The organism is Caulobacter sp. DMC95, assembly GCF_056313785.1.
On sequence record NZ_JBQUZP010000006.1, the window covers coordinates 221,141 to 234,942 of the forward strand.

At 65.8% G+C, this 13,802-nt stretch carries 15 protein-coding genes; 11 read left to right on the plus strand and 4 right to left on the minus strand.

The window, feature by feature from the left end; all coding sequences use genetic code 11:
• Positions 1 to 16: 16 nt before the first annotated feature.
• The gene (locus tag ACT53N_RS15465; RefSeq protein ID WP_476064731.1) at positions 17 to 484 is read right to left on the minus strand and encodes a hypothetical protein; all 468 of its coding nucleotides are present in this window, start codon (positions 482 to 484) and stop codon (positions 17 to 19) included.
• Between the two features lie 369 nt (positions 485 to 853).
• On the opposite strand from ACT53N_RS15465, the gene serS reads away from it, so the two are divergent.
• The 4 genes from serS to dipM all read left to right on the plus strand — a co-directional run bounded on the left by serS (position 854) and on the right by dipM (position 5,532).
• The gene (serS, locus tag ACT53N_RS15470) at positions 854 to 2,149 is read left to right on the plus strand and encodes a serine--tRNA ligase (RefSeq protein ID WP_476064732.1); all 1,296 of its coding nucleotides are present in this window, start codon (positions 854 to 856) and stop codon (positions 2,147 to 2,149) included.
• Positions 2,146 to 2,937, plus strand: coding sequence for a 5'/3'-nucleotidase SurE (gene surE, locus ACT53N_RS15475; protein WP_476064733.1), 792 nt, complete (start codon positions 2,146 to 2,148; stop codon positions 2,935 to 2,937). Before serS ends, surE begins: the two co-directional genes overlap by 4 nt.
• On the plus strand, positions 2,934 to 3,602 hold the full coding sequence (locus ACT53N_RS15480; protein ID WP_476064734.1) for a protein-L-isoaspartate(D-aspartate) O-methyltransferase: 669 nt from the start codon (positions 2,934 to 2,936) through the stop codon (positions 3,600 to 3,602). The genes surE and ACT53N_RS15480 overlap by 4 nt, the downstream gene beginning before the upstream one ends.
• 94 nt (positions 3,603 to 3,696) lie before the next feature.
• Positions 3,697 to 5,532: a cell division endopeptidase DipM gene (gene dipM / locus ACT53N_RS15485; protein ID WP_476064735.1), complete on the plus strand. Its 1,836-nt coding sequence runs from the start codon at positions 3,697 to 3,699 to the stop codon at positions 5,530 to 5,532.
• 45 nt (positions 5,533 to 5,577) lie between these two features.
• Here the strand turns inward: dipM and ACT53N_RS15490 are convergent, their stop codons facing one another.
• The 3 genes from ACT53N_RS15490 to ACT53N_RS15500 all read right to left on the minus strand — a co-directional run bounded on the left by ACT53N_RS15490 (position 5,578) and on the right by ACT53N_RS15500 (position 7,572).
• Complete coding sequence (locus tag ACT53N_RS15490) at positions 5,578 to 6,048, minus strand: GNAT family N-acetyltransferase (protein WP_476064736.1); 471 nt, start codon at positions 6,046 to 6,048, stop codon at positions 5,578 to 5,580.
• Between the two features lie 5 nt (positions 6,049 to 6,053).
• On the minus strand, positions 6,054 to 6,653 hold the full coding sequence (locus ACT53N_RS15495) for a helix-turn-helix domain-containing protein (RefSeq protein ID WP_476064737.1): 600 nt from the start codon (positions 6,651 to 6,653) through the stop codon (positions 6,054 to 6,056).
• Between the two features lie 79 nt (positions 6,654 to 6,732).
• The gene (locus ACT53N_RS15500; protein ID WP_476064738.1) at positions 6,733 to 7,572 is read right to left on the minus strand and encodes an ATP-binding protein; all 840 of its coding nucleotides are present in this window, start codon (positions 7,570 to 7,572) and stop codon (positions 6,733 to 6,735) included.
• A 117-nt stretch (positions 7,573 to 7,689) separates the two neighbouring features.
• Between ACT53N_RS15500 and yajC the strand changes: the two genes are divergently transcribed.
• The 7 genes from yajC to lpxC all read left to right on the plus strand — a co-directional run bounded on the left by yajC (position 7,690) and on the right by lpxC (position 13,755).
• Complete coding sequence (gene yajC / locus ACT53N_RS15505; RefSeq protein WP_310210506.1) at positions 7,690 to 8,001, plus strand: preprotein translocase subunit YajC; 312 nt, start codon at positions 7,690 to 7,692, stop codon at positions 7,999 to 8,001.
• Between the two features lie 155 nt (positions 8,002 to 8,156).
• Positions 8,157 to 9,755: a protein translocase subunit SecD gene (secD, locus tag ACT53N_RS15510; RefSeq protein WP_476064739.1), complete on the plus strand. Its 1,599-nt coding sequence runs from the start codon at positions 8,157 to 8,159 to the stop codon at positions 9,753 to 9,755.
• On the plus strand, positions 9,756 to 10,721 hold the full coding sequence (gene secF, locus ACT53N_RS15515) for a protein translocase subunit SecF (RefSeq protein WP_476064740.1): 966 nt from the start codon (positions 9,756 to 9,758) through the stop codon (positions 10,719 to 10,721).
• The gene (locus ACT53N_RS15520; RefSeq protein WP_476064741.1) at positions 10,721 to 11,074 is read left to right on the plus strand and encodes an Mth938-like domain-containing protein; all 354 of its coding nucleotides are present in this window, start codon (positions 10,721 to 10,723) and stop codon (positions 11,072 to 11,074) included. Before secF ends, ACT53N_RS15520 begins: the two co-directional genes overlap by 1 nt.
• A 95-nt stretch (positions 11,075 to 11,169) precedes the next feature.
• Positions 11,170 to 11,784 (plus strand): urate hydroxylase PuuD, encoded by a 615-nt coding sequence (locus ACT53N_RS15525; protein ID WP_096050955.1) that lies wholly within the window; start codon positions 11,170 to 11,172, stop codon positions 11,782 to 11,784.
• Between the two features lie 71 nt (positions 11,785 to 11,855).
• Positions 11,856 to 12,569 (plus strand): squalene/phytoene synthase family protein, encoded by a 714-nt coding sequence (locus ACT53N_RS15530; RefSeq protein ID WP_476064742.1) that lies wholly within the window; start codon positions 11,856 to 11,858, stop codon positions 12,567 to 12,569.
• A 289-nt stretch (positions 12,570 to 12,858) separates the two neighbouring features.
• On the plus strand, positions 12,859 to 13,755 hold the full coding sequence (gene lpxC, locus ACT53N_RS15535; RefSeq protein ID WP_476064743.1) for a UDP-3-O-acyl-N-acetylglucosamine deacetylase: 897 nt from the start codon (positions 12,859 to 12,861) through the stop codon (positions 13,753 to 13,755).
• Positions 13,756 to 13,802: the final 47 nt, after the last annotated feature.

Consider the following 13,802-nt stretch of genomic DNA (forward strand, 5'->3'; position numbering starts at 1 on the left):
TTTTCGAGGGTGGCTTTTAGGCGGCCGCGCCGACGCGGGCCTGCAGCTGCGCCTTGGCGGCGCGGACGGTGTCGGCGACGCACGACTGGTAGCTCGAGACGCTGAAGCGCGGCTGGGCCTTGCAGACAGTCTGGGCGGCCACGCGGATTTCCGAGTGGATCTGGTCGCGGCTCTTGCCCTTCAGAGCGATGCGGACGACCGAGACGCTTTCAGTCGCCAGAGCCTTACCGGTTTCGCGGGCGCGGACGATCATGGCCAGCTGGCGGTTGGCGCTGGTGACGGCGCTTTCGACGCAGTCCTGGGCGACCAGCTTGCCGTTAGCGGTGCAAACGGTGGCGGCGGCGGCCTTGATTTCGTTCTGGATTTCAACCGAGTTCTTACCAGCGATCGAAACGCGGACTTCGTTGGTCTTGGCGCTGGCCGGGGCGGCGACGGCGGCGGCGATGGCGAGGGCGGCGAGAGCGGCGAACGTCTTCATGGTCATCCTTTGAATGATCGAGGGAGTGGCCGGGGAGGGCCGTTTTTTGGGAGGAGCAAGCGCACTGAATTGAGCGGGGCTTTTGCGCGCTTAGAATTAAACTCGCATGAGCAAGCACGGCTAATTCCCGGTAACGCTTGAGCTGAATCTTCCAAAATGCCCGTTTTCTGAGGTTTCATATTGTTTATGTTGGTGCGGCATCCGGTCGCACGTGTCTCAAATTTGAGTTTTTCTGCAATGAGGCGCCTGCGCTGTCTCGGCTCGCGGCGGTCACGAAGACGTTGTGACGACGCCCCGGCGCCCGGAAAGCTTGGCGCCCCCGCCGACGCGCCTTAGAGAGGGCGTCTCTTACTGCCTCTTCCGAGCTAGCGTTCGATGCACGACATCAAGGCCATCCGCGAAAATCCTGAAGCCTATGACCGTCACTGGTCAGCCAAGGGCCGTTCGGGCGCAGCCGACGAAGCCGTGGCGCTGGACGCTCAACTGCGCGCGGCTCAGACCACATTGCAGGAGGCTCAGGCCAAGCGGAACGAGAGCTCCAAGCTGATCGGAATGGCCAAGGCCAAGAAGGACGAGGCTGAAGCCCAGCGCCTGATGGCTGAGGTCGAGGCGCTGAAGGGCGTTATGGCCACCGCCGCCGAGGCCGAGAGCGTCGCCGGCGGCAAGCTGCGCGACCTGCTGGCGTCCTTGCCCAACATCCCCGCGTCGGACGTGCCTATGGGCGAGGACGAGCACGGCAATGTCGAGCAGCGCGCCTGGGGCGACGCCAAGGCCCTGCCGGCCGGCAAGCTGAACGCCCCCAAGGATCACGTCGACCTGGGCGCGGCCCTGGGCGGCATGGACTTCGAAGCCGCCGCCCGCATGAGCGGCGCGCGCTTTGTGGTCCTGAAGAAAGAGATCGCCCGCCTGGAGCGCGCCATCGGCCAGTTCATGCTGGACCTGCAGACGGTCGAGCACGGCTACACCGAGGTCAGCCCGCCGCTGCTGGTTAAGGATGAAGCGCTGTTTGGCACGGGGCAGCTGCCCAAGTTCGCCGACGACCTGTTCCACACAACAGACGAGCGCTGGCTGATACCCACCGCCGAGGTCTCCCTGACCAACATCGTCCGCGAGCAGCTCGTCGCCGAGGAAGAGCTGCCGATGCGCCTGACGGCGCTGACGCCGTCCTTCCGTGCCGAGGCCGGTTCGGCCGGTCGCGACACCCGCGGCATGATCCGCCAGCACCAGTTCTACAAGGTCGAGCTGGTCTCGATCACCACGCCGGACCAGTCTGAAGTCGAACACCAGCGCATGGTCGAGTGCGCCGAGGCCGTGCTGAAGAAGCTGGAGCTGCCGTTTCGCACCATGCTCCTGTGCACCGGCGACATGGGCTTTGGCGCGAAGAAGACCTACGACCTCGAGGTCTGGCTACCCTCGCAGAACATGTATCGCGAGATCAGCTCGTGCTCGAACTGCGGTGACTTCCAGGCCCGCCGCATGGACGCGCGCTATCGCAAGACCGGCGAAAAGGGCGGTCACTTCGTCCATACCCTGAACGGCTCGGGCCTGGCCGTCGGCCGCACGCTGGTGGCGGTGCTCGAGAACTATCAGGACGAGGCGGGGCGCATCCACATCCCGACGGCGCTGCAGCCCTACATGGGCGGCGTGACGCATATCGGGGGGCAGGCGTGAGGATTCTCCTCACCAACGACGACGGCATCCACGCGCCGGGCCTTGTGGCTCTGGAGAAGATTGCGCGCGCCCTGACCGACGATGTCTGGATCTGCGCGCCCGAATACGAACAGTCCGGCGCCAGCCGCGCCCTGACCCTGGCCGACCCCATCCGCGTGCGAAAGCTCGACCCGCGCCGCTTCGCCGTCGAGGGCACGCCCACCGACTGCGTGATGATGGCGGTGCAGCACCTGATTGAGGGCGGTCGGCCGGACTTGGTGTTGTCTGGCGTCAATCGCGGCCAGAACATCGCCGAGGATGTGACGCTCTCAGGCACGGTCGCCGGCGCCATCGAGGGCATGGCGATGGGCATCCCATCGATCGCCCTGTCCCAGTCGATGAACTACTTCCATGACGAGATCGTCGCTCATTGGGAGACAGCCGAGGCCTTCGCGCCGGGCATTATCCAGCGTCTGCTGGAAGTGGGCTGGCCCGCTGATGTGGTCATGAACGTCAACTTCCCGGCGCTGCCGCCGGAAGACGTCAAGGCGGTCGAGGTCACGCGGCAGGGTTTCCGTGACGGCCACATGCGCCACATGGACAAGCGTACGGACCTGCGCGGTCGCGACTATTACTGGATGGGCTTCACCGCCAAGGCGTCCCAGCCGGCGGAGGGCACCGACCTGCGGGCCGTTTATGAGGGACGGATCTCCGTCACGCCGCTGCACATCGACCTTACGCACAATGAAACCGTCCATGCGCTGAAGGGCGTGCTGGGCGGCGCGCCGCCCAAGAAGGTGGGCGCATGAGCGGAGGGACGACGAAGGCCGCCGAGAACGCCAAGGCCGACCTGCCGCGCCTGATGAAGGCGTTGCGCGACCAGGGCGTCACCGATCCCCAAGTGCTCAAGGCCATCGAGACCACGCCGCGCGACCTGTTCACGCCGGACCTCTTCAAGGATCGCTCTTGGGAAGATTCCGCGCTGCCGATCGCCTGCGGCCAGACCATCAGCCAGCCCTATATCGTCGGCCTGATGACCCAGGCCCTGACGGTCGAGCCGCGCTCGCGCGTGCTGGAGATCGGCACCGGCTCGGGCTACCAGACGACGATCCTCAGCAAGGTGTCCCGCCTCGTTTATACGATCGAGCGCTATCGGACCCTGATGAAAGAAGCCGAGGCGCGCTTCAACACGTTGGGTTTGACCAATGTCATCACCAAGTTCGGCGATGGCGGCGAAGGATGGGTCGAACAGGCGCCGTTCGACCGCATTATGGTCACGGCCGCGGCGGAAGATGATCCAAAGCGGCTGCTCTCGCAGCTGAAGCCGAACGGCGTGCTGGTCGCGCCGGTCGGGAAGGGGCCTGTCCAGAGCCTTCGGCGCTACGCCGGGGATGGCAAGGGGGGCTTCCGGGTCGAGATTCTTTGTGACGTGCGCTTCGTGCCCCTGCTGGCCGGCGTCGCTAAGGATCAGTGAGTTTCTGGGGACGCGTTCATCGCGCTCTGGAATGTTAAGGGTTGATTTACCCTGGCGGAGCCTTCTGACGGGTCCCGGCGGGAAAGGAGAAGCTATGAGGCAGTTGTGGACGCAAGCGGCGGTGATCGCCCTGACGGCTGGAACACTCGGCGCTCCTGCGCATGCGAGCGGGCAGGCGGGACAGCGCTTCACGCCCAACTTCCCCATCACCCAGCCGGCCGCGCCGCCGCCCGGTGAAACGATCCAGGCTCCGGCCGGCGAGGCCGAAACCCTGCCGCGCCCCACGCCGATTGCGACCCAGCCGCTCGCGGCCGTGGCCCAGTCCGAGCTTCCTCCGCCGCCAGCCCAAGCCGCCCCGCCGGCGCCGCAGCCTGTGCTGCGCGCTGCGCCGCCCAGAACCGTGGTGACCACCACGGTCACGGGCCCCGTCGTTGAGGTCGCCGGCAAGCCTCAGGTGCGTGTCGTCGAGTCCGGCGACGCGCTAGACGCCATCGCGCGCGGCATGGGCTCGACCCGGGCTGAACTGGTCAAGCTGAACGATCTTGAACCGCCGTACCGCCTGAAGCTGGGCCAGAAAATCAAGGGCCCCGCCACGACGGCCAAGGCCTATGTCGTACAGACCGGCGATACGATGTTCGCCATCGCCAAGCGCTTCGGCGTTACGGCGGCGGCGCTCGCCGAAGAAAACGACCTGAAGACCGGCTCGGCCATCAAGAAGGGCCAGAAGCTGCTCCTGCCCGATGGCTACAAGGACAAGGGCCCGATCAAGACCACCCAGGTGATCCCTGGAGCGCCGGCCGCATCAGTCGCCGAAGCGACGCCTGCGCCGGCCGTCCAGCGTCCCGCGACGACCGCTTCGACGCCTGTGCGCCAGCCGGTCTCCGCCGAGGCGAGCGAACCGGCGACCACCAGCACCACCACCTTGAGCGTCACCGGCTCGGTCGTCACCGTGGCCGGGCCGCGGCAGGTTCATACCGTCAAGTCGGGCGACACGCTCACCGCGATCGCCCGCAAGTTCGACATGACCGTCAGCGAGTTGGCCGACGCCAACAAGCTTGATCCCGACAAGCCGCTGAAGCTGGGCGCGAAGATCAAGGGGCCCGCCACGACGCAGAAGGCTTATTCGGTCCAGACCGGCGATACGCTGGGCGAGATCGCCAAGCGCTTCAATGTCAGCGTCAAGGCCCTGGCCGCCGAGAACAATCTGCGGGCCACGGCTTCGCTGAAGAAGGGGCAGAAGATCGCGCTGCCCGACGGTTTCCGCGACAAGGGACCGATCAAGACCACGACCACCAGCGTCGCGGCGACCCGTCCAGCCACGCCGCCGGCCAACACCTACGCCCGCGTAGACAGCAGCGCGATGTCCTCGCCGGCGCCCGCCACGCCGTCCAGCCCGATCCCCTACACGGCCAGCGGCGCCGCCACGCGCCCGAGCGCGCCGGTCGCCGCCCAGCCCATCACGCCGCCGGCCAACACCCGGCCCATCATCGAGACCGCCGCTGCGCCGACCGAGGCTGAGATTATCGCCTCGGGTAAGGGCAAGTTCGCCTGGCCGCTGCGGGGCGAGATCATCTCGACCTTCGGCGTGAAGGGCACGGGACAGCGCAATGACGGCCTCAACATCCGCGCGCCGCAGGGCTCGCCGGTGCTGTCGTCGGCCGACGGCGAGATCGCTTACGCCGGCAACCAGGTCCCGACCTTCGGCAACCTGGTGCTGGTCAAGCACGCCGACGGCTGGGTGACAGCCTACGCCCACCTCTCCAGCACCAATGTGAAGATGCGCCAGCAGGTCAAGCAGGGCGAACAGCTCGGCACGGTCGGGGCCACTGGCGGGGTCAACGAGCCGCAACTGCACTTCGAAATGCGCTACGCGCCGACAGTGAAGGACAAGGCCAAGCCGGTTGATCCCGGACTGGTGCTGCCGCGCTGATCAAGATGGGCCCGCTTCGCAAGAGGCGGGGCTTTTCTTTGCGCCTTAGAGCGTCCGCGTCATGAAGACACTGTTGGGGTCCGGCTTGTAGTCGCCAAAGGGCTCGCAGGTCTCGAAGCCGTTGCGGGCGTACATCGCCCGAGCAGGAACAAAGAATTCACCGGCTCCGGTCTCAAGGCTGAGGCGCCGCAGACCCAGGGCGCGTGCGTGCGCCAGCAGATGGTCCAGCACCGCCTGGCCCACGCCCCGGCCACGACGCGCCGCCGCCGTATGCATGGACTTGACCTCACCGTGGCCGTCACCGAGCCGTTTGACCGCGCCAAACCCCGCCAGCGTGTCGCCATCCCAGGCGGCGAAGAAATCGAGATCCGCCTCGCGCATCGCGTCCAACGGCATCACATGGCAGCTCTCCGCCGGCCCGGTGGAGCGCATGGTCGAGAAGTGATGGGCCAGCAGGGCGATGACACGGGGATCGTCAAAGTCGCCGGCGATGATGCGCAGCTGCGGGTTGGTCATGGGATCTAGACCGTCGTGGTGTTGATGATCAGGTAGCGGGCGGGAATAGACCCAGGATTGGCGATCCGCTTGGCGTCGACGCCCTGATGGCGCAGGCAGTCGCCAGGGCCGAGCCGATAGGTTTCTGCCTCGATGTCGAGGCTTAGCGCCCCTTCGAATAGATAGAAGAACTGTTCGCGCCCGGCCGGCGCGCATCCGCCGCGCTGCGGTTGATCGAGCGTGTAACGGATCTCGGCCCCAGCCGGCAGTTCGCCCAGCGCCAGCTCGGTGGCGTAGCCCTCGGTGGGCGGCGCGATCAGGGTGCGTAGAAATCCGCTGCCTGGATCGCGCCAGCATGCGGCCTCGTCGCCGCGCAACAGGCGCGGCGCGTTCGTCTCGACCGCCGCCAACAAGCGCGACATCGTCAGACCATAGGCGTTACACAGCCGTCCCAGCGCGTTGGCCGTGGGGCTGGTCTCCCCCCGCTCGATGCGCGAGATCGTCGCCCGGCTGAGCCCCGTCTGAGTCGCAGCCGCGTCCAGAGACAGGTCGCGCTCCCGCCGCAACGCCTCAAGTCGGGCGGCCAGGGCTAGGTCAGCGGCGGTATCGGCGTCCGGGGGAGGCACGGCGCTCTCGTCTGCTCTTCTCACAGAAGAGAAATTTTCTCAAAATTGATCGGATTGCAAGCCAGGTCTCGGCTCGAGCCTAGCTCGGCAACGCAACGCCGAGCTCTCCGGACAGATCACGAACGAACTGCCAGGCCACGCGGCCCGAACGCCCGCCGCGCATCTGCGACCACTGCAGGGCGCGCCGATCCAGATCAGCGGCGTCCAGGCCGAACCGCTCAGCGTAGCTGCGGATCGCCTGCAGGTAGGTCGCCTGGTCCATCGGCGGAAAGCCGATCCACAGGCCGAAGCGGTCGGAGACGCTCATCTCCTCCTCGGCGTTCTCGGCCGCCGCGATGGCGCCTTGGCTTTCGACGTGGTCGCGCGGCATCAGGTGGCGCCGGTTGGACGTGGCCACGAACAGCACGTTTTCGGGTGGGCCCGAGACGCCGCCCTCCAGCGCAGACTTCAGCGCCTTGGCCGCCGCCGCGCCGTCTTCGAACGAAAGGTCGTCGCAAAGCACGACGAACCGCTCCGCCCGAGCGCGCAGCAGGTCGAACAGCGGGGGCAGGGCGGCCACCTCGTCGCGATCGACCTCGACCAGCTTGAGCTCGGGGTAGCTGTCGGCCATGGCCATGAACGCCGCCTTCGTGACGGAGCTCTTGCCGGTGCCGCGCACGCCCCACAGCAGGACATGGTTGCTGGGCAGCCCTTCGGCGAAACGGCGGAGGTTTTCGACGAACCGCGCCTTCTGGCGGTCTATGCCCACCAGCAGGTCCAGCGACAACGGATAGTCCGGCGCGGCGACGAAGGCGCCGCTCGCCGGTTCATGGCGAAAAAGGCGCGCGGCGCTGAAATCGGGCGCCGGCGGAGCGGTCGGCGCCAAGCGCTCCAGGGCGTCGGCGATGCGGGCGAGGAGGGGAGCGATCGCGTCGGTCATGTGTGGCTCCATACCCTCACGCGCTCGCATTGCAAAAGATAAGGCGAACGCATAGCTTCCGCCGACTTGGCGCGACCCTATTTTAGGCGGCGCGTATTCGGATTTTTTGGAGAGACCATGCCCACCGGTTCCACCACGGCGACCCTGATGAACATCCTGCCCATCATCCTGATGGTCGTGCTGTTCTACTTCATGCTGATCCGTCCGCAGCAGAAGCGCCAGAAAGAGCATATGAACATGCTCAATAACCTGAAGCGCAACGACACCGTCGTTCTGTCCAGCGGCATGATCGGCAAGATCGTCCGGGTCGAAGACCGCGAAGTGGGCGTCGAAATCGCCACCGGCGTGACCGTCAAGGTCGTGAAGGGCATGATCGCCGAAGTCCGCGCCAAGGGCGAACCGGCCGCCGCCAACGACGCCAAGAACTAATCAGACGTTCTGCGCGTAGTAGCCATCGGTTCGGATGTCCGTCGAACGGGCTCCGAACATGTTGATCTGGGTTTCCGGCGTCGGGCGTTCATCGCCTGACCGCCGGGCTCAGCGCAAATCCAGGCGTCTAACGGCGTCGATCCGAGCTTTTATCCATGCTGACACTGTCTCGCTGGAAGATTGTCTTGGTCACCCTCTCGGTGATCTTCGGCATTCTCTTCACCTTGCCCAATCTCCTGCCGCAGAAGACGCTGGATAGCTTCCCGGGCTGGCTGCCCAAGCAGAAGCTGAACCTCGGCCTCGACCTGCAGGGCGGTTCGTACCTGATGTACGAGGTCGACACCGACGCCCTGCGCAAGGAGCGCCTGAAGAACCTGGTCGAAGATGTGCGCACCGTTCTGCGGGGCGAACAGATCACGTTCGGCGAACTGGCTGAAGTGAACGGCACGGTTCGTCTGCGCATCGCCGATGCGGGCAAGGTCGATGAGGCCGCCAGCCTGCTGCGTCGCTCGGTTGGGGCCCCGTTCGCCGGCTCGGTCAGCGGCCGCGACGTCAACGTCAACAAGCGCGACGATCAGCGTCTGGAACTGTCCTTCGTCCCCGAAGCTGCGGCGCAGGATGCGTCCATGGCCGTCGATCAGAGCATCGAGACCATTCGTCGACGCATCGACACCTTGGGCACCAAGGAGCCAAACATCACTCGCCAAGGCGCCGATCGCATCGTGATCCAGGCGGCTGGCGAAAGCGATCCGGAGAGGCTCAAGGCCGTGGTCGGCAAGACCGCCAAGCTGACGTTCCAGATGGTCGATGACTCGGTCACCCCCGAAGACATCGCCGCCGGCCGCATCCCGCCCGGCTCCGAAGCCCTGCCCAGCGACGATCGTTACCAGGCCGCCTATGTCGTGCGGAAGCGCGCCCTGGTGTCGGGCGATGAGCTCGTCGATTCCCGCCAGAGCTTCGATGATCGCGGTGCGCCCGCCGTGTCGTTCAAGTTCAACGGCTCGGGTTCGCGTAAGTTTGGCGACGCCACGGCGCGCAACGTCGGCAAGCGCTTCGCCATCGTCCTAGACGGCCGGATCATCTCGGCGCCCACCATCAATGGCGCCATCCTGGGCGGCAGCGGCATCATCACCGGCTCGTTCACGGCCGAGAGCGCCTCTGACCTGGCTCTGCTGCTGCGCTCGGGTGCGCTTCCCGCGCCTCTGAAGGTCGAGCAACAGAACACCGTCGGCGCCGAACTGGGTGCGGACGCTGTGCGCGCCGGCGCTGTCTCCACCCTGGTGGCCTTCATCACGATCGTCGTCTTCATGATCCTCAGCTATGGACTGCTGTTCGGTGGCATCTCGGTGATCGCGCTGATCATCAACGGCATGCTGATCGTGGCGGCCATGTCTTTGACCCAGGCGACCCTCACCCTGCCGGGCATCGCGGGTCTGATCCTCACCCTGGCCGTGGCCGTGGACGCCAACGTGCTGATCTACGAGCGGATGCGCGACGAGGTCCGGGCCGGCAAATCGCCGATCATGGCCGCCGATGCGGGTTTCTCGCGGGCCATGACCACGATCATCGACGCCAACGTCACCACCCTGGTGGCGGCGGGCATCATGTTCGCGTTCGGCGCGGGTCCCGTTCGGGGCTTCGCCTGGACCTTGTCGATCGGTGTGTTCACCTCGGTGTTCACATCTGTGCTGGTGAGCCAGCTTCTCATCGGCTGGTGGTTCCGCGCCACTCGCCCCAAGAAACTTCCGATCTGAGTGAGCACACCCATGGCCTGGCCCCTGATCAAGCTGCTCCCGCAGAAAACCAACCTCACTTTCGTCAAGTTCGCGCGCCTGATGGCGCTGATCAGCGCGACCCTGGTGGTCGCCTCGCTGATCGGCGTGTTCAAGCCCGGGCTGAACCTCGGCATCGACTTCAAGGGCGGTTCCGTCATGGAAGTCTCGACCGCCCCCCGCGCGGTCGATCTGGCCAAGGTTCGCACCACCCTCGAAGCCCAAGGCCTGGGCGATGTGCAGGTGCAGGCCTTCGGCTCGCCGGATCGCGCTCTGGTGCGCTTCCAGACGCCGGCCGGCGGTGACCCCGGTGTCACCCTGACCAACGTCAAGACCGCGCTGAAGCAGTCGCTCGGCGACCCCGTGCAGTTCATCAACCCCTCGGCGGTTGGTCCGAAGGTCTCGGGCGAACTGTTGCGGAGCGGCGTGCTGGCCCTGGTGCTCGCCGTTGGCCTGATGTTCCTCTACATCTGGTTCCGCTTCGAGCCGCAGTTCGGCCTCGGCGCCGTTGCGGGCCTGCTGCACGACCTGATTCTGACCTTCGGCTTTATCGTGCTGTTCAGGATCGAGTTCAGCCTCAACACCGTGGCCGCGCTGCTGACGGTGATCGGCTACTCGATGAACGACACCGTCGTGGTCTTCGACCGTCTTCGCGAAAACCTGCGCAAGTACAAGAAGATGCCTCTGCGCGAGGTGATCGACCTGTCGATCAACGAAATCGTCTCGCGAACGATCATCACCGGCGTGACGGCGATCATGGCGCTGACGGGGTTGGCGATTTTTGGCGGCGAGTCGCTGTTCGGCTTCTCGGTCGTCATGATCTTCGGCATCGCGGTCGGCACCTACTCGTCGATCTATGTCGGCGCGCCGATCATCCTGTTGTGGGGGGTGAAGCGCGGAGAAGAAGAAGCCACGCCGATCAAGCTCGGCGCGGCGTCGCGGCCCTGATGCGGCAGCCGCCGTCCATCGACGCCTGGGGCGGCGGCGGCTTTCGGGTCGCCGGCGTCTGGCGGCCCGGTTCGCTGCTGATCCTCGATGATCAGCCGCAGGACTGGGCTGTCTCGTCGCTGGCTGCCTTGACGCCCGAGGCGTTTGCGGAAGTTTTCGCGGCGGGCGGCGTGGTCGAGTTCGTCCTGCTGGGCGTGGGTCTGGCCAATGCCCTGCCGCCGCGCCCGGTTCGCGACGCGCTGAAGGCCGCTGGCGTCGGACTCGAATTCATGAGCACCGAAGCGGCCGCGCGCACCTACAACGTCCTGGCCAGTGAGGGCCGCAGGTTGGCGGCGGCGCTCATAGCGGTCTAGCGGTCGCTTCAGCGACTCTCGGTATCCTGGGTTTGCCCGACTCCCAAACATCCCTATGGTCCCCTTAAGGGAAATGGGATCCGAGGGGGAAACCGGTGACTGGACTGCTTTCGAACTTCCGCAACACGATCATCGTCAGCTTCGTGCTGGCGCTGGTCATCGTCATTGGCTACGGCCACAGCCCGCATGGGCATGACGCAACGTACTTCCAGGCCATCTTCCGCTGGCTGCACGTGCTGTTCGGCATCCTGTGGATCGGCCTGCTTTACTACTTCAACTTCGTGCAGATCCGCGTGATGCCGCAGATCCCGGCCGAGCTGAAGCCGGCGGTCAGCAAGTACATCGCGCCTGAGGCTCTGTTCTGGTTCCGCTGGGCGGCCCTGGCGACCTGGGTGATGGGCGTTCTGCTGGCCTATAACCGCGGCTATCTCGTGGAGGCGTTCACCCTGGGTCTCGCCGGCGGTTACACGCCCGGTGTCGACATGGGCTTCACCTTCATCGGCACCGGCATGTGGCTGGCCACGGTGATGTTCTTCAACGTCTGGGTCTTCATCTGGCCGAACCAGAAGATCGCGCTGGGCATTGTCGAGGCCGACGCGGACGCCAAGGCCAAGGCCGCCAAGACCGCTATGCTGTTCTCGCGCACCAACACGCTGCTCAGCATCCCGATGCTGGCCACCATGGCGATGAACCAGACGCTGTTTGGCTAAACCCGGCTGGAAAATGCTGTAAGGGGAGGGCCCGTCGCGACTCGCGGCGGGCCTTCTTCGTTCTGGACCCCATGGCCGACACCGAGACCCTCGAAGACCTCGTTCGCCGCGTCGATCCTGACCGCTGGTTGGCGACGCGCTTCATCGCTGACCCCGCTGCGCGAGCGGACGTCATCGCCCTCTACGGCCTGAACTACGAGCTGGCCCGCGTGGCCGGCGGCGTATCGAACGCTCTGATGGGCGAGATCCGGCTGACCTGGTGGCGCGAGGCGATGGAAGAGATCGCCGCCGGCAAGCCGCCGCGCAAGCACCCCAATGTCGAGGTCCTGGCCGCGTCCGGCTTCGACCCCAATGCCCTGGCGGTTCTCGCCGACGCGCGTTTCGTCGATCTTGACGAGGGTCCGTTGACGGATGAGGCGGCGGTGCTGGCCTATATCGACGGCACGGCCGGCGCGCTGGCCGTGCTGGCGGCGCGCCGGCTCGATCCGAATGCTGATCCGCATACCGTCAAGGGCGCGGCGCGCGCTTGGGGTCTCGCCGGCCTGTGGCGGCTGAAACAGGCCGGCCGGTCGCGCTTGCCAGATGACTGGACCCAAGTCGATGTCAAACGACGGGTCGAGGCGCAGCTGCGCGCCGCACGCGCCGAGCTGCGGCGCCTGCCCGTAGCGGCGTTCCCGGCCGTCGCCCCGGCCGCCCTGGCGCGGGTCTACATGTCTGGCCGGGAGATCGGTGAACTCGAGAAGAAGGCGCGACTGACCTTCGCGGCGGCCACAGGCCAAGTTTGACCGCCTAGCTGTGAAACCCGATCGGCTGGAACGGGTTATGCCTAACAAAGGTGAGGCTTGGATCCGTGGTGGCGACTCACGCCCTGAGGCCTCGCCATAGCGCTGATCATTGATCGGCGTTACGTTTTGGGCTGCGCGTCGCTGTTATAAAAATGAAATAAATACAGCATCTTATGTGGTAACAATCCGAAACAGACTTTGCTTTGCCGCGGCGCCGCATCGCACCTAAATGCTAAGCGGGGGCGAAAGGTCGACCGCAAGGTCGTCCGTTAGCCAATAAGGGTCTCGAGTGTCGGCTTCGGGTTATTTTCAGCACACGGTCGCAGGACCGGTGATCTTCGCGGGGATCGGCCTGCACACGGGCGCGCACGTTCGCGTCGCCGTGCGCCCGGCGGTCGCCGACATGGGGATCGTCTTTGTGCGGACCGATGTGCATGACCGCGACAACCGCGTGCCGGTCACGGCTGACGCGGTTTGCCAGACCCAGCTCGGCACGGTGATCAACAACGCCGACGATGTGCGCGTCTCGACGATCGAGCACCTGATGGCCGCGCTGGCGGCGTTGTCGATCGACAACTGCATCGTCGAGGTCGACGGTCCGGAAGTGCCGATCATGGACGGTTCGTCCGAGCCCTTCGTCCAGATCCTGGATCGCGCGGGTCGTCGCCGTCAGGAAGCTGTGCGCCAGTACATCGAGATTCTTACGCCGATCACGGTGGAGGAGGGTGACAAGCGCGCCAGCCTGCTGCCGGCCGATCGCTTCGAGGTCGCCTTCGAGATCGCCTTCGCCAGCAAGGCTATCGGTCGCCAGGCCGTGGACCTGGTGGTGGACGAGGACTCGTTCCGCGCTGAGCTCTCTGACTGCCGCACCTTCGGGTTTGTGCGCGATGTCGAGGCCCTGCGTGCGATCGGTCTGGCCCGCGGCGGTTCGATGGAAAACGCCGTGGTCATCGACGGCGATCGTGTTCTGAACCCGGAGGGTCTGCGCCGTCCGGACGAGTTCGTCCGCCACAAGGCTCTGGACGCCGTGGGGGACCTCTACGTACTGGGCAAACCGATTATTGGCCGTTTTGAAGGCGTTCTGGCCGGTCACGGCCTCAATAACGCCGTGGTTCGAGCGTTGCTGGCTCAGCCGCGCGCCTGGCGCCTGCGCGCCTTCGCGCCGGTCCTTGCCGAAGCGGTCTAGGAGCGTTTCCGAAACGTCGGGGCTTGGCCTTCGCATTTGCGCCGTCG

What these genes read in the sequence shown, in the direction of transcription:
- serS (WP_476064732.1), top strand. Translation starts at nt 854, where the DNA reads ATGCACGACATCAAGGCCATCCGCGAAAATCCTGAAGCCTATGACCGT.
- ACT53N_RS15520 (WP_476064741.1), top strand. Translation starts at nt 10,721, where the DNA reads ATGCGGCAGCCGCCGTCCATCGACGCCTGGGGCGGCGGCGGCTTTCGG.
- ACT53N_RS15490 (WP_476064736.1), bottom strand. Translation starts at nt 6,048, where the DNA reads ATGACCAACCCGCAGCTGCGCATCATCGCCGGCGACTTTGACGATCCC.
- secD (WP_476064739.1), top strand. Translation starts at nt 8,157, where the DNA reads ATGCTGACACTGTCTCGCTGGAAGATTGTCTTGGTCACCCTCTCGGTG.
- dipM (WP_476064735.1), top strand. Translation starts at nt 3,697, where the DNA reads ATGAGGCAGTTGTGGACGCAAGCGGCGGTGATCGCCCTGACGGCTGGA.
- ACT53N_RS15480 (WP_476064734.1), top strand. Translation starts at nt 2,934, where the DNA reads ATGAGCGGAGGGACGACGAAGGCCGCCGAGAACGCCAAGGCCGACCTG.
- ACT53N_RS15500 (WP_476064738.1), bottom strand. Translation starts at nt 7,572, where the DNA reads ATGACCGACGCGATCGCTCCCCTCCTCGCCCGCATCGCCGACGCCCTG.
- ACT53N_RS15465 (WP_476064731.1), bottom strand. Translation starts at nt 484, where the DNA reads ATGACCATGAAGACGTTCGCCGCTCTCGCCGCCCTCGCCATCGCCGCC.
- yajC (WP_310210506.1), top strand. Translation starts at nt 7,690, where the DNA reads ATGCCCACCGGTTCCACCACGGCGACCCTGATGAACATCCTGCCCATC.
- ACT53N_RS15530 (WP_476064742.1), top strand. Translation starts at nt 11,856, where the DNA reads ATGGCCGACACCGAGACCCTCGAAGACCTCGTTCGCCGCGTCGATCCT.